This window comes from Ruegeria sp. HKCCD6157, from assembly GCF_013110685.1.
GTDB lineage: Bacteria > Pseudomonadota > Alphaproteobacteria > Rhodobacterales > Rhodobacteraceae > Ruegeria.
The window spans coordinates 85163-102697 of the sequence record NZ_WVRB01000007.1; the positions used below are offsets into that span (position 1 = coordinate 85163).

At 59.7% G+C, this 17535-nt stretch carries 17 protein-coding genes; 13 read left to right on the forward strand and 4 right to left on the reverse strand.

What is annotated here, in order from left to right:
* Positions 1-2: 2 nt before the first annotated feature.
* The 3 genes from ggt to GS612_RS17895 all read right to left on the reverse strand — a co-directional run bounded on the left by ggt (position 3) and on the right by GS612_RS17895 (position 2606).
* Positions 3-1580, reverse strand: coding sequence for a gamma-glutamyltransferase (ggt, locus tag GS612_RS17885; protein WP_171642175.1), 1578 nt, complete (start codon positions 1578-1580; stop codon positions 3-5).
* A 216-nt stretch (positions 1581-1796) separates the two neighbouring features.
* Positions 1797-2246 carry an ATP-binding protein gene (locus tag GS612_RS17890; RefSeq protein WP_171642177.1) on the reverse strand — a complete coding sequence of 150 codons (450 nt, stop codon included), beginning with the start codon at positions 2244-2246 and terminating at the stop codon, positions 1797-1799.
* 21 nt (positions 2247-2267) lie between these two features.
* Complete coding sequence (locus GS612_RS17895) at positions 2268-2606, reverse strand: STAS domain-containing protein (protein WP_171642179.1); 339 nt, start codon at positions 2604-2606, stop codon at positions 2268-2270.
* Positions 2607-2708: 102 nt separating this feature from the next.
* Between GS612_RS17895 and GS612_RS17900 the strand changes: the two genes are divergently transcribed.
* From GS612_RS17900 to rarD, 13 genes are all read left to right on the forward strand, one after another.
* On the forward strand, positions 2709-3881 hold the full coding sequence (locus GS612_RS17900) for an acetyl-CoA C-acyltransferase (RefSeq protein ID WP_171331730.1): 1173 nt from the start codon (positions 2709-2711) through the stop codon (positions 3879-3881).
* Positions 3882-3954: 73 nt separating this feature from the next.
* Entirely contained in the window at positions 3955-4410 is a 456-nt protein-coding gene (locus tag GS612_RS17905; RefSeq protein WP_171205288.1) for a GAF domain-containing protein, read from the forward strand.
* A gap of 141 nt (positions 4411-4551) precedes the next feature.
* Entirely contained in the window at positions 4552-5301 is a 750-nt protein-coding gene (locus GS612_RS17910; RefSeq protein ID WP_171230614.1) for a hypothetical protein, read from the forward strand.
* 333 nt (positions 5302-5634) lie between these two features.
* Positions 5635-6204, forward strand: coding sequence for a helix-turn-helix domain-containing protein (locus GS612_RS17915; RefSeq protein ID WP_152459243.1), 570 nt, complete (start codon positions 5635-5637; stop codon positions 6202-6204).
* Entirely contained in the window at positions 6204-6827 is a 624-nt protein-coding gene (locus tag GS612_RS17920) for a LysE family translocator (protein WP_171642181.1), read from the forward strand. The genes GS612_RS17915 and GS612_RS17920 overlap by 1 nt, the downstream gene beginning before the upstream one ends.
* Positions 6828-6831: 4 nt before the next feature.
* Positions 6832-7212 carry a GFA family protein gene (locus GS612_RS17925; protein ID WP_152459241.1) on the forward strand — a complete coding sequence of 127 codons (381 nt, stop codon included), beginning with the start codon at positions 6832-6834 and terminating at the stop codon, positions 7210-7212.
* Between the two features lie 15 nt (positions 7213-7227).
* Positions 7228-9675 (forward strand): FAD-dependent oxidoreductase, encoded by a 2448-nt coding sequence (locus GS612_RS17930; protein WP_171642183.1) that lies wholly within the window; start codon positions 7228-7230, stop codon positions 9673-9675.
* Positions 9676-9691: 16 nt separating this feature from the next.
* Positions 9692-10168, forward strand: a complete 477-nt coding sequence (locus tag GS612_RS17935; RefSeq protein WP_171233771.1) for a cupin domain-containing protein — start codon at positions 9692-9694, stop codon at positions 10166-10168.
* Positions 10169-10180: 12 nt separating this feature from the next.
* The gene (locus GS612_RS17940; protein ID WP_171642185.1) at positions 10181-11233 is read left to right on the forward strand and encodes an alcohol dehydrogenase family protein; all 1053 of its coding nucleotides are present in this window, start codon (positions 10181-10183) and stop codon (positions 11231-11233) included.
* Positions 11234-11244: 11 nt separating this feature from the next.
* Positions 11245-12138, forward strand: a complete 894-nt coding sequence (locus tag GS612_RS17945) for a homocysteine S-methyltransferase family protein (RefSeq protein ID WP_171642187.1) — start codon at positions 11245-11247, stop codon at positions 12136-12138.
* 5 nt (positions 12139-12143) lie between these two features.
* On the forward strand, positions 12144-13121 hold the full coding sequence (locus tag GS612_RS17950) for a GlxA family transcriptional regulator (RefSeq protein WP_152459236.1): 978 nt from the start codon (positions 12144-12146) through the stop codon (positions 13119-13121).
* Positions 13122-13210: 89 nt separating this feature from the next.
* Positions 13211-15664 carry an FAD-dependent oxidoreductase gene (locus GS612_RS17955; protein ID WP_171642189.1) on the forward strand — a complete coding sequence of 818 codons (2454 nt, stop codon included), beginning with the start codon at positions 13211-13213 and terminating at the stop codon, positions 15662-15664.
* Positions 15665-15926: 262 nt separating this feature from the next.
* Positions 15927-16832 (forward strand): EamA family transporter RarD, encoded by a 906-nt coding sequence (gene rarD / locus GS612_RS17960; protein ID WP_171119891.1) that lies wholly within the window; start codon positions 15927-15929, stop codon positions 16830-16832.
* On the opposite strand, the gene GS612_RS17965 is transcribed toward rarD, so the two are convergent.
* Positions 16823-17533: an SGNH/GDSL hydrolase family protein gene (locus tag GS612_RS17965; RefSeq protein WP_171642191.1), complete on the reverse strand. Its 711-nt coding sequence runs from the start codon at positions 17531-17533 to the stop codon at positions 16823-16825. The two genes, rarD and GS612_RS17965, sit on opposite strands and share 10 nt — an antisense overlap.
* Positions 17534-17535: the final 2 nt, after the last annotated feature.

Below are 17535 nucleotides of genomic sequence, written 5' to 3' on the forward strand. Positions count from 1 at the left end.
GATCAATATCCAAGCGCACAGCCGTCCTTGCGTGGGTCGCTGGCGCCTTCCAAAACGCCGTCGTTCCGGATTCGGATCGCTTGCGCTCCGCCAAGAGGTGTTTCCGGCACTTCAATATTGTGGCCGATATCGGACAATTGTTTCGCGATTGCCTCGCTGTACCCACGTTCCAGTTTCAGAACCGATCCGTCGAAGAAAGCGCGCGGCGCATCGATGCTTTCCTGCAACCCAAGCCCGAAATCGGTAAGATTTGACACGAAACGCGCGTGTCCGGTTGGCTGATAGGCACCGCCCATGACACCAAACGGCATCGTGACCCGACCGTTCTGCGCCAACATTCCCGGAATGATCGTGTGCATCGGGCGTTTGCCGCCGCCCAGTTCGTTGGGGTGGCCGGGTTGCAATGTGAATCCAGCCCCGCGGTTTTGCAGCAATATGCCGTATTTTTCCGACGCGATACCGGACCCAAAGCTGTGAAAGATCGAATAGATCAACGAAACAGCCATTTGGTCGCGGTCGACGACTGTGATGTAAACCGTGTCCTTGTGAACCGCTTCGGTCAGAGGCGCCGCAGCAGGCATCGCCTTTTGGGGATCGATCAAAGCAGCCAGTCTGGCAGCGATATCCGGATCCAGAAAGCGCTCCACTCTTGCCATGTGGTCGGGATCCGCGATGAACCGGTTTCGAGCGTCATAGGCCAGTTTGGTGGCCTCGGCTTCGATATGAATACGCTCCGCTCCGAATGGATCCATCGAGGCCATGTCAAAATGCTTGAGGATATTCAGCAGCAAAATCGCGGTTGCGCCCTGGCCGTTCGGCGGATGTTCCACCAGATCCACACCTTTGTAAGCCCCATGTATCGGCTGCGTTTCAGTACATCTCGTGTGATGAAAATCCTCAGCGGAATGGACACCACCCCTTTCCGAAAGCGCGGTGATCATATCGTCGGCGATTTCACCTGAATAGAACGCGTCGCGCCCGTGGGCCGCGATCTGGCACAATACCTCCGCCTGTCCCGGCGCACGGAAAACCTGCCCGATCGACGGGGCTTGCCCGTCAATCAGATAGTGATCGCGGGCGGCGCCCTGAAGTGTTGCGGCACCCGATTTCCAATCGAAAGCGACCCGAGGAGCCACCGGAACACCCGCTTCAGCATAATGAATCGCCGGTTTCAAAATCGCGCCCAACCCCAGGCGGCCCTCGGTCTGGGCCAGGCGGCAGAAGGCATCGACGGCTCCGGGAATGGTCACGGCATCCGGCCCATTCAAAGGTACGGATGACAGGCCCTGATCCCGCAACACCTGGGAATGCGCGGCAGCCGGTGCGCGACCCGATCCGTTGAGCGCGCGTATCCTGCTTTCGCCGGCGCGATTGAACAGAACGAAGCAATCGCCGCCCAATCCGGTCATCTGAGGTTCGCAAATCCCCAAAAGAACAGCCCCGGCAATCGCGGCATCCATCGCGTTGCCGCCCTGGCCCAAGATATCGATGGCCACTTTGGCCGCCAGCGGATGCGACGTCGCGCACATGCCTTGCGTGGCAAAAACTTCGGATCGGCCCGGATTATGCAGATCACGCATGGCGAATTCTCTCTCGTTGGAACAAGAGAAAGCTATTCACTGATCAGCGATTGTCCAGCGATTTCAGGATGGGAAGTTCCTCGGCGCCATTCACTGGGTGGGGGCTGTGATATGTGGCGCCGAGGGAAGCTATCTGAGCTACGAGTCACTGTATGGTGGTTGTTTGCGGCGCGACAATGTTTCGAAAATGACCTTATTGTGACCAATTGTGGTCGATCACCCGTTGGGTTCAAAGTTAAACCGCAGGGACAGACGATTGCATCCCCCGCGCCGCTCGTATCGGATATCGCTGGTGAGGCGATGAATCAGGAACCAGCCGAACCCACCTTCGGGGAGGTCTTGCAGATCCGTTCCAATCGGAGCAGGGGTGCCATCCGGAAGTCGGTATCCAGGCAGCGGGCGCCCTGTATCCGAGATCAAGATGTCCAGAAGATCCCTGTCCAATCTGCAGGTGACCTGAACCTTGGCCGCGGCGATGCCATTGTAAGCGTGTTCCACGACGTTGTTGATGGCTTCAGCCAAAGCAATCTTCACATCACCGGCTTTATGCGGGGGCAATCCCCGTTCCGCCAGACCGACGCTGAGCTTTGCAATGCCCTCGCTGGCCTCTGATTCCGTCGCAGGGAAGGTCAATTCCAGACAGGTCTTGTTTTCAATCGGCTCCACGCCATCTATCCCCTGCTGCCGTCAGGCGTCTGTCTCTAACAACGCGTCATCCAGTGTTTCAAAAAGCCTGAAAACCGTATCCATGCGTGTCAGGCGAAAAACTTTTTCGACCACTGGCTGCAATCCGGCCAGATCAAGCCTCCGGTCCTTGCCCAGCTGTTTCATGGAGGCAACGATTGCACCCAGACCGCTGGAGTCAATGAACTCGACATCGGACAGATCCAGCACAACGCGATGAGCGCTGTCCTCGGTATTGGCGCGCATGTCTTCCTTGAACTGAATGGCCATTGCAGCATCGATCCGGTCGGCATGAACGGTGATGATCTGAGTTTCGCCGGTTGTCTTGCTGGTCAGCCCCATGATCCTGCCGCCTTCCAAACTGAAATTGAGTCGTAGAAATACGCTAGACGGCAATTCTTACCATTCGGTATTCAAGAGCCCGAAAGCAGGAGGAAAACCCGGATGAGAGACGTTGTTATAGCAGGGGCCGCCCGTACACCGATGGGCGGGTTTCAAGGCATGTTTGACGGTGTTGCTGCGGCTGACCTCGGGGGCGAAGCAATCCGCGCGGCTTTGCAGCAGGCAGGGGTGCAGACGGTCGACGAAGTGCTGATGGGCTGCGTTTTGCCGGCGGGGCAGGGTCAGGCACCTGCGCGGCAGGCCGGATTCGCGGCGGGATTGGGCGAAGAGGTTCCCGCCACGACGCTGAACAAAATGTGTGGTTCAGGGATGAAGGCCGCTATGATGTCCTTTGACCAAATTGCATTGGGTCACGCAGATACGATGGTTGCGGGCGGCATGGAAAGCATGACCAACGCGCCCTATCTTCTTCCAAAGATGCGCGGCGGTGCCCGCATTGGCCACGGCCAGGTGGTTGATCACATGTTCCTCGACGGCCTTGAAGATGCCTATGACAAAGGCCGCCTGATGGGGACTTTCGCCGAAGACTGTGCCGAGGCGTATCAGTTCACCCGTGAAGCACAGGATGAATACGCGCTGCAATCTTTGTCCAACGCGCTGTCTGCGCAGGAAAATGGTGCATTCGATCAGGAAATCACGCCCGTTACCGTCCGGACGCGCAAGGGTGAAATTCTGCTGGAGTCAGATGAGCAGCCAAAATCCGCCCGCCCCGAGAAGATACCGACGCTGAAGCCTGCGTTCCGCAAGGACGGTACGGTGACGGCGGCCAACTCGTCTTCGATTTCGGACGGCGCGGCGGCGCTGGTTCTTGCGTCGGCAGAAACCGCCGAAGCGCAGGGCATGACGGTTCGGGCCCGGATTTTGGGGCATGCGAGTCATGCTCAGGCGCCCGGCCTTTTCACGACGGCTCCGGTTCCGGCGGCGCAGAAGCTCTTGTCACGCATAGGCTGGAGCAAGGATGACGTTGACCTGTGGGAAGTGAACGAGGCCTTCGCGGTTGTCCCGATGGCATTCATGCACGAGATGAACCTTCCGCGTGACAAGGTGAATGTGAATGGCGGCGCCTGCGCCCTGGGCCATCCCATCGGTGCCTCTGGTGCCCGCATCATCGTTACGTTGTTGAATGCGCTGGAAAAACGTAACCTCAAACGGGGCGTCGCGGCGATCTGCATTGGCGGGGGGGAAGGCACGGCCATTGCCATCGAACGCGTTTGACCCTTCATCTTTTTCCAAATACTCCGGGGGGTTCGGGGGCCGTGCCCCCGACCATCCGAAGGGGTTGCAATCAATGACTGCCGATTATGAAACGCTTGCCAAAACCATCGCGGCCCTGACCGAAGGCGAAACGGACCAGGTTGCTCTTATGGCCACAGTCGCCTGCGAGGTTCACCATTCCGACGATCGTTTTGACTGGACCGGGTTTTACCGTGTCACCGAACCGGGCGTTCTGAAGATCGGCCCCTATCAGGGTGGGCATGGTTGTTTGGTCATCCCGTTCGAACGGGGCGTCTGCGGTGCTGCGGCAAGAACGGGCGAAACGCAACTGGTGCCGGATGTCGATGCGTTTCCGGGTCACATCGCCTGCGCCAGTTCAACTCGGTCCGAACTGGTTCTGCCCGTGCGGGATTCGTCGGGAAAAGTCATCGCCGTTTTTGACATTGACAGCGACCAGCCGGATGCTTTCACGCAACAGGATGCGCGAAATCTGGAAGGCATTTTGACCGCCGTGTTTGCCGGGCACTGACCGTTGCGGTCGTTGCGGATGTGCATCAACCCAAGGGATTCCCGGGCGATTGAACGGCCCGGCTGACTTCGTCTTGCAGGCTTCGAAGCGATCTCCTATCAAAATCCTTAGCGAAGTTTCGTTTTGGGGTGTTTCTCAGGGATGCAAGAGTCTGACATCAATCCGACGGTCGCGGATGAAGCGCCTCCAAAAGGGATCAGACGCGCCCATATGGCGACATTCCCGGATCGCATCGGCGTATTGCCCCATTCGGTGGCAAGCATCGCGCATCAGGTCGACAGAGTTTTCATCTGCCTGAACGAATATCAGGAAGTTCCCGATTTTCTGGGCGAGTTCGACAACGTCACCGCCGTGATCCCTGACCGGGATTACAAGGATGTCGGCAAGTTCATTTTCCAGCCGGATCCGGCAGATACCGTTTTTCTGGTCGACGATGATATCGAATATGCGGACAACTATGTCCGTCAGACCATACGCCGGGCGCGGGGGGTCGGACTGGAAAAACGTGTCTTCGGCTATCATGCCACGACGTTCACAAACCCGACGCCCAGGTCGATACGGCAGCGCACGTTGTTGCGTATGAACCAACGGCTGACCTACTCGACCAGGGTACACCAGCTGGGAACCGGAACCGTCATGGTGTCCGGGTCGCTGTTCCCGACACTGGAATACATGGAAGGCAGCGAGAAGTTCGTCGACGTGCGTTTTGCCCGTTACTGTTTCGAAAACGGCATCGAAATGTGGACGCTGCCCAGAAATCGCCGCCGCTTTCCCAGCTTGCTTGCCGGGCTGGAGCCGGAAAAGCGTGAAACGATCGCCGACAGTTTCACCCGTCGTTGGCCTCAACATGTGTTGGATGAAGTGAAGGTTTTTGCCGGCCTTCAACTCTAAAGCCAGGCGGGCTTTGCACGATTCAGGCTTTTCCAGATCTGCCTCTGTCGCGAAGGTTTTCCCATGTCGCCGCAGCGCCACGGGGGAGCGATATGTGCTGTCTTTTTGAAATGAAGTCCTTGTACGGCAAAAACTGAAATTCGGCTGCTGCACCCCTGCGGTTTTTCTGGTGTTTCAGGGGCCTGTGCGCCTGCTGGTCCTCAATTCTATCTTTCGCACACGATGATGATCGACACCCAAATGAAACCGAGCGTGAAAAAATGCTTGGAAATTTCACCAGCTTGCTCCATCGTGAAAAACGAAGGAAGAATTTCACGAGATTCGGAGCGGCCTGTGAACAGCCAAGCCCCCCAAAGCGCAACCCTTGGTGCTGACCTGAGGGCCTTGCGCAAGGCCAGAGGGTTGACCCTGACCGAGATTGCAACTCGGCTGGATCGCTCTGTCGGTTGGTTGAGCCAGGTAGAGCGCGATTTGTCCGAGCCTTCAATCTCGGACCTGCGCCAGATTGCAGAATGCCTTGGCGTGCCAATGTCGATGCTGTTTGCGCATTCCGCTGCCCCAGCAGACGAACAGGGCTACGTCGTGCGCGCCGGGTCGCGTCGCCCGATGGGGTCGGGCGAAGAAGGGCTGATCGAAGAGTTGCTGTCGCCGGATCTGACCGATGATTTCGAAATGGTGCATTCCACGTTCGAGCCAAATTCACGTATGCAGACACCGGCCAACCGCCCGACCCAGGAAGTGGGCTATATGATTTCAGGTCGATTGAACCTGACGATCGGGTCGCGTGAATTCCTGGTGGGGCCAGGCGACAGTTTTCGGATCAAACATGAACCTTATCAATGGGCCAACCCCTATGAAGAGCCTGCTGTGGCCATCTGGGTCATTGCTCCGCCGGTGTACTGATGAGCTTCGAGGCCTGGACCATATTCGCGCTGTTCTGGGTGGTATTCGTCACCACACCGGGGCCGAACGCGGTCAACTGCATCTCGAACGGGATGAGCCTGCCGTTCCCAAAGGCCATGATGGGTGTATTGGCCATACTGACGCAGGCCAGCATGTTTTTGATTCTGTCCGCGCTGGGCGTCACAGCCCTGATTGCCGCTTCTCCGACCGGGTTTTTCGTGGCCAAGCTGGTCGGCGCGGGCTTTCTGATCTGGTTGGGCGTGCGGGGATGGATGAATGCCGGCAAGCCCGCTCCGGTCTCGGAACGCCCGGCCCGGCACGTTTATCTGCACGCGCTGGCAGTGGCCACGATCAACCCAAAAAGCGTCGCGGGCTATCTGGCCGCGTTTTCGCAATTCGTGCAGCCGGACGTGCCGATCTGGCAGCAGATGGTCGTGATCATGCCAACCGCACTTTTCATCACAACGCTCAGCTATACCGGTTTTACCGTGTTGGGCGCTTTGATGGGCAAGGCGGCGCTGGGCGCAGTGTTCAACATCCGGGTGCGCCGGGTGATGGCGGCCTGTTTCATAATCTACGGCGTGTTGTTGGGAACCAGCACCGCGCCTGCGGCAAGGGGGTAATCTTATGTACAGAGGGTCCTGCCTTTGCGGTTCAGTTGCTTTCACCATCGACGGAGACCTTTCTCCGCCTTCGGTCTGCCATTGCGGGCAGTGCCGAAAGCAATCTGGCCATGTCTGGGCCTCGACCACGACCCATCAGGACAATCTGAGTTTCTCGGCCCGCGACACGCTGAACTGGTTTCGCGCATCAGACATCGCACGGCGCGGGTTTTGCAACAAATGCGGCTCATTTCTCTTCTGGCAACATACCGAAGAGGACACGATTTCGATTGCCATGGGCGCGTTCGACGCGCCCACGGGCCAAAAGCTCTCGAAGCACATCTTTGTGGCTGACAAGGGCGACTATTACGACATCACGGACGATCTGCCCCAACGGGCACAGTAACAGGGACCAAGACACATGAGTGATTTTCCGACAAAAGCCCGCGTGGTCATTATCGGTGGCGGTGTGGTGGGGGCTTCCTCGCTGTATCATCTGGCCAAGAAAGGCTGGACCGATTGCGTTCTGCTGGAAAAGAACGAACTGACCGCAGGCTCGACCTGGCATGCGGCCGGTAACGTTCCGACCTTTTCGACCTCGTGGGCGATCATGAACATGCAGCGCTATTCGACCGAGCTGTATTCGCGTCTGGGTGAAGAGGTCGACTATCCGATGAACTACCATGTTTCGGGGTCGATCCGTCTGGCGCACAGCAAGGAACGGATGCAGGAGTTCCAGCGGGCCATGTCGATGGGCCGCTATCAGGGAATTCCGATGGAGATGTGGACGCCGGAGCAGGCCAAGGAACGCTACCCTTTCCTGGCAACTCATGATCTTGAGGGAGTTCTGTATGACCCGACCGACGGTGACATCGACCCGGCGCAGCTGACGCAGGCGCTGGCCAAGGGCGCGCGTGACATGGGCCAGAAGATCATCCGGTTCTGCCCTGCCACAGGCGTGAGCCAGCATGACGACGGCACCTGGACCGTCCACACCGAAAAGGGCGATATAGACTGCGACTATGTCGTCAACGCCGCCGGCTACTACGCGCAGCGTGTGGGTGAATGGTTCAAGCCATATGGTGGCCGCACCGTGCCGGCGATGGTCATGAGCCACCAGTATCTACTGACCGACGAGATCCCCGAGGTCGAAGCCTGGTCGAAGGAAAACGGTGGCAAGCTGCCGCTGCTGCGCGACGTGGATATCTCCTACTACCTGCGACAGGAAAAGCACGGCTTCAACCTCGGCCCGTACGAGCCCAACTGCAAAGGCCACTGGATGACCGAGGACGACCCGATGCCTGAGGATTTCAGCTTTCAGCTGTGGAACGACGATCTGGACCGGATCGAGGACATCGTCACCGACGCGATGGAGCGGGTGCCGCTGATGGCGACCTCGGGCGTGGGCCGCGTGATCAACGGCCCGATCCCCTATGCGCCCGATGGCCTGCCGCTGATCGGTCCGATGCCCGGCGTCAAGAACGCCTTCGAGGCGCATACCTTTACCTTTGGCATCGCCCAGGGCGGCGGCGCGGGCAAGGTACTGGCCGAATGGATCGTGGATGGCGCCACCGAATGGGATATGTGGGCCGTCGATCCGCGCCGCTATACCGACTACACCGATCAGGACTACTGCAACCAGAAGGGCATGGAAGTTTACGGCAACGAATACGCCATGCACTTCCCCCATCACGAATGGCCTGCCGCGCGTGACAAGAAGCTGTCGCCGGTGCATGCCAAGGTCAAGGAACTGGGCGGTGTCATGGGGGCCTATAATGGCTGGGAGCGCGCCAACTGGTTCGCGCAACCGGGCGATGACACCTCCGAGGAAAGCACCCACACCTGGGGCCGCTCGGGCCCGTGGGAGCAGCGGATCAAGGAGGAATGCGAAGCCGTGCGTGACCATTGCGGCGTGCTCGACCTGCCGGGTTTCTCGCGCTTCGTCGTCAAGGGCGACGGCGCGGCCGAGGCGCTGCGCGGGCTGGTCACCGGTGGTCTGCCCAAGGTGGGGCGGATCAACCTGGTCTACATCGCCGACGATCGCGGCCGCATCCTGACCGAGATGTCCTGCATGCGCCTGGGTGAGGATGACTTCGTGATGATCACCGCCGCCACCGCGCAATGGCATGACCGCGACATCCTTGTGAACGCGATGCCCGCGGGCGTCACCGTCGAGGACGTGACCACCACCCGCGACACGCTGATCGTGACCGGGCCGAAATCGCGCGAGATCCTGTCGGGCCTGACCGATGCCGACCTCTCGCTGGGCTGGCTGACCCATCAGGCGGCCACCGTGGCCGGACAGCCCGCCCACCTGATCCGCGTGTCCTTCGCCGGCGAACTGGGCTGGGAGGTGCATGCGCTGAACGAGCACATGCCCGCGATCTATGACGCGATCCTCGCCGCCGGGGCCAAGCCGTTCGGCATGTATGCGCTGAATTCTCTGCGCATCGAAAAGGGCTATCGCGCGTGGAAGGGCGACCTCAGCACCGACTACTCGCTGCTGGAAGCGGGCTTGGAGCGGTTTGTCAAACTGGACAAGCCACAGGACTTCCCCGGAAAGGCCGCTATCCTGAACGAAAAGCAGCAGGGTGTGAAAAAGTCGTTCGTCACCCTGACTGTCGACGCAGGTGATTGCGATGCGCCTTACATGTCGTGCATCTGGCAGGGCGATCAGATCGTGGGCGAGACCACTTCGGGCGCATGGGGGTACCGCGTCGGCAAATCCATCGCGCTGGGCATGATCAAGTCAGAACTTGCAAACCCTGGTACCGAGCTCGAGGTGGAAATCTACGGCCAGAAGTGCCGCGCCGTGGTACAGGAGGATCAGCCGCTGTGGGATCCCGCAAATGAGCGGCTGCGCGCCTGACAAAAAGGAGGCCCCCATGCGCCCGCGATATTCCAAGATGGGACCTGGTGAAGGTCCCAACTATGACTGGGAAAACGACCATACCTTCGTGAAGGTTTCCGGTCAGGACACGGGCGGAGCCTACACACTGATGGAAGACAACTTGAAGGCCAGCTTCGCGCTTGGCCTTCATCGCCACGACAGCCATGCCGAGACGTTCTATTTCCTGGAGGGCGCCGTGGACTTCTATGTCGACGGAGACTGGCACCTGTGCACGCCGGGCACCACCATGCATGTTCCGGCGGGTGTGCCGCATGCCTGCCGGGTTGCCGACAACAAACCGGCACGGATGCTCATGATCTTTCAACCATCCGGGTTTGATGGTTTCCTTGCGGAACTGGCGACCATGACCCCGGCGGATTTCGAGGACGAGGCCAAGATGGCCGACCTGAATACCCGATATGACATCGTGCCGATGGGACCGGTTCCGCCCCATCCCGACGACCAGACCTGAGAAGCCAGCGAAATGAATGCTCCAAAGACGATGTCCGGTGTCTATCTGACGGGTCACGGTGGCCCCGAAGTTCTGGAATGGCGAGATGATATCCCGGTTCCTGAACCCGGGGCAGGGCAAGTTCTGGTTCGGGTCGCCGCCGCAGGCGTGAACAACACGGATATCAACACACGGGTCGGTTGGTATTCCTCGGACGTCACCGGCGCGACGGATGCCGTTGATCAGAAGGTCGAAGCGGGCGGTTGGGGCGGTGCATTGCACTTTCCCCGCATTCAGGGCGGAGATCTTTGCGGCATCGTGGAACAGGTTGGGCCGGGTGTTGCCTTCAAACCCGGGCAGCGCGTGACCTGTCCGATAAACCTGCCGCGCACGCGCCCGGGAAACCCGCAGGGCTTCATTGCGCTGGGTTCCGAGATTGACGGGGCTTTTGCGCAGTATTGTCTGGTTGAAGCCGATGATCTCTATGACGTCAGCGCCTCGCCCCTTTCGGATGTGGAAATCGCCGCCATTCCCTGCGCCTTCGGGACTGCGGAAAACCTGCTGACCCGCGCAGGCGTGACGGCCGGGCACAAGGTGCTGATCACCGGCGCCTCGGGCGGCGTAGGTCTGGCGGCGGTGCAACTCGCCGCGCTGCGCGGGGCGTCGGTTTGGGCTGTAACAGCGGGCACGAAAGCCGAGATCGTGAAATCCCAGGGGGCCGAGAATACGTTTGACCGGAACGACCCGCTTCCGCAGGATATGTTCGATGTGGTAATCGACGTTGTGGGTGGCCCGGCCTGGCCATCGCTGATCCTTTCCCTGAAACCCGGCGGGCACTATGCCGTTTCGGGGGCAATAGCAGGCCCGATTGTCGAAGCTGATCTGCGGGACATATATCTGCGCGACATCACCATACATGGGTGCACGCACCAGGCGCCCGAAGTCTTTGCCCGTCTTGTGGAACTGGTGAACACCGGACGGATCAAGCCGCTGGTTTCCCGGACCTATCCGTTGAAGGATATTGGCGTTGCACAGGCTGACTTTCAGTCGAAGACCCTTCCGGGAAAACTGGTATTGGTACCCTGAGGAGTAGTGACATGGCAGATATCACTCTTTTGGACGGCTCTATCGGGCAGGAACTGGTAAAACGCAGTGGCGATCAGGCGACACCGCTGTGGTCGACGCGCGTGATGATCGATCACTCCGATTTGGTCGCGGAAGTGCACCGCGACTATTTCAGCCGGGGTGCGACGGTCGCAACAACCAATACTTATGCCGTGCATCGCTCTCGTCTGGTGCGGGTGGGGATGGAGGATCAGATGCCTACCCTGATCGACACCGCCCTGACACAGGCCGAACGTGCCCGCGCGGCAACCGGGGGGCGGATTGCGGGTGCACTGGGGCCATTGCTCGCTTCATATCGCCCCGACCTCAACCCGGACCCTGCGGATGCGGCTGAAAAGTTCGCCGAACTTGTGGCCATGATGGCCGCGCGGGTCGATCTTTTTTTGATCGAGACCGTGTCCTCGGTGCAAGAGGCCGAGGGCGCATTGCGTGGCACGGCCGGATGCGGAAAACCGGTTTGGCTGTCCCTGTCGGTCAATGATGACGATGGCAGCCTTCTCAGGTCCGGCGAACCGTTGGCGGACATTGCTGTGCTGGTGGAAGAGTTTTCGCCCGATGCCGTGTTGATCAACTGTTCGTGCCCCGAGGCGATTCCGGCAGCGCTGGAAGTTCTGTCCGGCATGGGTCGGCCCTATGGGGCCTACGCCAATGGCTTTACGCATATTTCGGATGATTTCCTTCAGGATGCGCCGACCGTGGATGCCCTGCAAGAACGGCATGACCTTGGCCCCAGGGCTTATGCGGATCAGGTGATGCGGTGGATCGATCAGGGGGCAACGATTGTGGGCGGATGCTGCGAAATCGGGCCGGATCATATCGAAGAACTGGCGAACCGGTTGCGGGCCGCCGGTCACAACATCGTTTGAAGAAAATGGCGGCAAAATCTACTTCGGACGCTCCAAAACAGGCCATCCGGCATTTCGACATCCTTGTCGCGCCGGGTTTCGTGCTGTTGGAGCTGGCGTCGTTGGTTGAGGTGTTGAGGCTGGCCAACCGCGTATGCCCAAGCCCTCCGTTCACCTTCACCTATCGCTCGCTCAAGGGTGGCCCGATTGCCAGCAGCAGTGACGCCGTGGTTCAAACAGAAGCGGTGCCGTCACAGCCAAGGGCGGATTACCTGTTCGTAATCGGCAATTCAGACCCGGACCATCCGGATTTGTCGTTGGGGCGGGTGGTGTCGGACTATACCTTCCGGGACGCCAAGGTGTTCCTGCTGGCCGAAGCCGCCAGCCGCTATATCGACGAGCAGGGAACGGCCGACCTGGCAACCCATTGGGAAAACGCATCGTTCCTGCGGGAACGCGGCGCCCGGTTCGAAGCCAAACTGTCGATCGCAACCGAACAGGGCGCGGTTGTGACATGTGCCGGGATGGAGGCCACGACGGATATCGCCTTGGCGGTGATCGGGCGCCATATCTCGGGGCCTGCGAAGATGACCGTGGCCGACATCATGCTGCATGAGAACATCCGCGATTTCGCTTCGATGCAGCCATTCTCGGGCGCCAAATTGACTGCGACAGGCGATTCGAAGCTGGATCAGTGCATAAAGCTTATGCAGGCCAATATCGAAGACCCCCTGCCGATCAATCAGATCGTCGAATCGCTGCACCTGTCGAACCGGTCCCTCGAGCGTAAGTTCAAAACCTTTTTTGGAACCACTCCCAACGGATTCTACCGGGAAATGCGACTGGCCAAGGCAAATAACCTGTTGCTGAACACCACGATGAGCGTTCGCGAAATTGGATTGGCCTGTGGTTTTCCGAACGGATTTTCGTCTGTTTACAAAAGCTTCTTCGGGGTCACGCCCTTTGTCGTACGTCGGCAAAAGCGAGCGGCATCACATCGGTGAAAACTGCGGATTTCGTGACGCTTTTGGTGCATTTGTTGTCGATCTTCCGTGGCAACCTATGCCAAACCTGACACAGCGGAGATTTCAGGATGGTTGATCTTCCCAGCAAGGCCCGAGCGGTCATCATCGGCGGTGGCGTCATCGGATGCTCGGTCGCTTATCATTTGACCAAGAAGGGTTGGAAAGACGTCGTGTTGCTTGAACGAAAGCAGCTGACAAGTGGCACCACCTGGCATGCAGCGGGTCTGATCGCACAGCTGCGCGCCACCGCAAACATGACCAAGCTGGCGAAGTACAGTCAGGAGCTGTATGGCTCACTCGAAGAGGAAACCGGTGTCGCCACGGGCTTCAAGCGCTGCGGGTCGATCACCGTGGCGCTGACCGAGGAACGCAAAGAGGAAATCTATCGTCAGGCTGCGATGGCGCGGGCGTTTGGCGTCGAGGTCGAAGAAATCTCGAATGAGCGCGTGCAGGAACTGTATCCGCATATCAATCTCGAGGGCGTCAAGGGTGCAGTTTATCTGCCGCTGGACGGGCAGGGTGATCCGGCCAACATCGCGCTGGCTCTGGCCAAGGGCGCCCGCCAGCGCGGCGCCATCGTCAAGGAACGGGTAAAGGTCACCGATATCGTCAAACAGGGCCGCAGCGTGACCGGCGTGGACTGGGTGGCCGATGACGGCAGCGCCTCGGGCCATATCGAGTGTGACATGGTGGTCAACTGCGCCGGCATGTGGGGGCACGAAGTTGGCCGAATGGCGGGCGTAAACATCCCGCTGCACGCCTGCGAACATTTCTACATCGTGACCGAGAACATCGACGGCCTGACGCAGCTGCCGGTGCTGCGGGTGCCGGATGAATGCGCCTATTACAAGGAGGACGCCGGGAAAATCCTGCTGGGCGCCTTCGAGCCCAACGCCAAGCCCTGGGCGATGGACGGCATTCCCGACAGCTTCGAGTTCGACCAGCTGCCCGAGGATTTCGACCATTTCGAACCGATCCTCGAAGCCGCCTGCAACCGCATGCCGATGCTGGCCGAGGCGGGCATCCACACCTTCTTCAACGGCCCTGAGTCCTTCACGCCCGACGACGCCTATCACCTTGGGCTCGCGCCCGAGATGGACAATGTCTGGGTCGCCGCCGGCTTCAACTCGATCGGGATCCAGTCGGCGGGCGGCGCGGGCATGGCGCTGGCCGAATGGATGGACACAGGCGAAAAACCCTTTGACCTGGGCGATGTGGACATCAGCCGGATGCAGCCCTTCCAGGGCAACAAGCAGTATCTTTTCGAACGGTCCAAGGAGACGCTGGGCCTGCTCTATGCCGACCACTACCCCTATCGCCAGAAAGCCACCGCGCGCGGCGTGCGCCGGACGCCATTCCACCACCACCTGAATGAACACGGTGCCGTGTTCGGTGAACTGGCCGGGTGGGAGCGCGCCAATTGGTTCGCCAACGAAGGGCAGGAACGCGAATACAACTACAGTTGGAAGCGCCAGAACTGGTTCGAGAACTCGGCCGCCGAACACCGCGCTGTGCGCGAAAACGTGGGCATGTACGACATGTCCTCGTTCGGCAAGATCCGGGTCGAGGGCCCCGATGCCGAGAAGTTCATGAACTATGTCGGTGGCGGCGACTATGCCGTGCCCAATGGCAAGATCGTCTACACGCAGTTTCTGAACCGTTCCGGCGGGATCGAGGCGGATGTCACCGTCACCCGCCTTTCCGAGACCGCCTATCTGGTGGTCACCCCGGCGGCGACGCGCCTGGCGGACCAGACGTGGATGTTGCGCCATGCGGGCAATTTCAACGTGGTCATCACCGACGTCACGGCGGGTGAAGGCGTTTTGGCGGTGATGGGTCCGAATGCGCGGGCCTTGCTGGAGAAAGTCTCGCCCAACGACTTCTCGAACGCGGCAAACCCCTTCGGCACCGCGCAGGAAATCGAGATCGGCATGGGCCTCGCCCGCGCCCACCGCGTCACCTATGTGGGTGAGCTGGGCTGGGAGATCTACGTCTCATCCGACATGGCGGGCCACGTCTTTGAAACGCTGCACGAGGCGGGGCAGGACATGGGGCTGAAGCTGTGCGGCATGCACATGATGGACAGCTGCCGGATCGAAAAGGGCTTCCGCCATTTCGGCCATGACATCACCTGCGAAGATCACGTGGTGGACGCCGGGCTGGGCTTTGCCGTCAAGGTGGACAAGGGCTGCGACTTCATCGGCCGCGAGGCGGTGATTGCGCGCAAGGAAAGCGGCCCGAAATCGCGCCTTGTGCAATTCCGCCTGACCGATCCCGAGCCGCTGCTGTTCCACAATGAACCGATCGTCCGCGATGGCGAGTATGTAGGCTATCTCAGCTCGGGCAACTATGGCCACACGCTGGGCGGAGCCATCGGTCTGGGTTACGTGCCCTGCGAAGGTGAAAAGGCCGCCGACGTTCTGGCCTCGACCTACGAAATCGACGTGTGTGGCACGAAAGTTCGGGCCGAGGCGTCGCTCAAGCCGATGTATGACCCGAAATCCGAACGGGTGAAGGTGTGACCACGGGGTTTGGTGGGGGCGCTGCCCCCGCCGCCTTCGGCGACTCCCCCGGGATGTTTTCGGCCACATGAAGAGCGGGTCCCTTGTTCATCTGGCCACAAATATCCCGGAGCGCGAGGCAGAGCCTCGCATTTCAGACCTCACCTAAAAAGCGTGGTCTGACAACTCATCAAACATTGTTATGTGACACTTCACTGTTTTCAGAGTTTCCAACCCGTTCATTTCTGCCTTAAACCGAACCGGTATCAACCGGAGACCCGATGTGGCAGACACGCTTCTACCTTCACAGAACACGGACACACCAAAGGGGCTTGCGCTGGCAGTCACGGCCTATGTCCTGTGGGGGTTCTTGCCTCTGTACATGAAAGCGCTGGATCATATGGGCGCGGTTGAGGTTGTAGCGCACCGGGTTATCTGGTCAGTGCCTGTGGCCGGGTTGTTGCTGGTTGTCCTGGGCCGAACCCGGGATCTGAAGGCCGCGCTTGGCAATCCGAAGATGTTGGGTATGGCCGCTTTGACCGCTGCGCTTATTTCCGTGAACTGGGCGATTTACGTATGGGCCATTTCCACGGGCAACGCACTGGATGCGGCGTTGGGTTATTACATCAACCCCCTATTCAGTATCGCGCTGGGGGCAATCCTGTTGAGGGAGCCCCTGACACGGACACAATTGTTCGCGGTCGGATTGGCCGCGCTGGGTGTGGTGGTACTTGTGGTGGAGGCCGGTCGTTTGCCTTGGGCGGCTCTTGGGTTGATGATCAGCTGGGGATTCTACGCGTTCTTCAAGCGCTCGCTGCCGATTGGGCCGAACCAGGGTTTCCTGCTTGAGGTCCTGATCCTTTTGATTCCGGCACTGGTCTATGTCACCTTTCTGGGTGTGCGGGGCACTGGTCATTTCGGTGTCGCGATGTCGGACACCTTGTTGTTGTCCTGTGCAGGGGTCGTGACGGCGGTACCATTGCTGGTCTATGCAAACGGCGCCAAACTGGTGCGCCTGTCCACGATGGGCATCCTGCAATACATCGCACCGACCATGATCTTCATTACAGCGATAACCCTGTTCGGCGAGAAGATAGACACGGGCCGGATGATTGCATTCCCACTGATCTGGGCGGCTCTGGTCGTTTACTCGATCCCTATGATCCGGCAGGCGCGCGGTCAGGCCTGAAGCAACAGGCGCGCGGCTGCATCCGCCCAAAGCGCATACGCCCGGGGGCTGGGATGATAGCCATCCGGTGCAGCCAACGCCGGGTCGTCCGGCAGGTCGAGTGGCAGGTGTTGAACATGCGAAAATGCAGCCGCAACCTCTTGCAACCCTTGATCCAGGCGCGCAGCCTGGCATCCAAGCACCCAGGCCAGCGGCTGAGGCAGGGCTGGAAACCTGTTCATCTGCGGGACTGCGGTTACGACGATGCGACGAGCCCCCAGGTTTTCTGAAAGCAAGCGGATAAGGCGGGTTTGGCGGCGCGCAAATTGCTGGCGTGTCACAGCCCGGGTGACATCATTGACTCCGAGTGCCGTAACGACAGCATCGAATTCGCCTTTCATTTGCGAAAGACGGTCGATCGTGTCCTGGGTGGTGTGCCCGGTTGTCGCTTCCAGCCGCCATTCGACCGCATAGTGCCCGGCCAGACGGTTGACCAGATGGCCGGATAACGCCTGATCCTGCGTGCCTGCGCCCACTCCGGCTGCCGAGCTGTCACCGGTGATCAGAAGCCGCAGACGCGGCCCGCGCCCTGTGCGGCCTTCGCGCGGGCCAGTCGGTTCCGGCAGCAGCTGCGCGTTCCGTCGCACCGATAGGCCCTGCGCGGCAAGCACCGGAAGCAACGGAACCCGCAAAATCTGATCGGCAGCCAGTGAACGAGGCATTG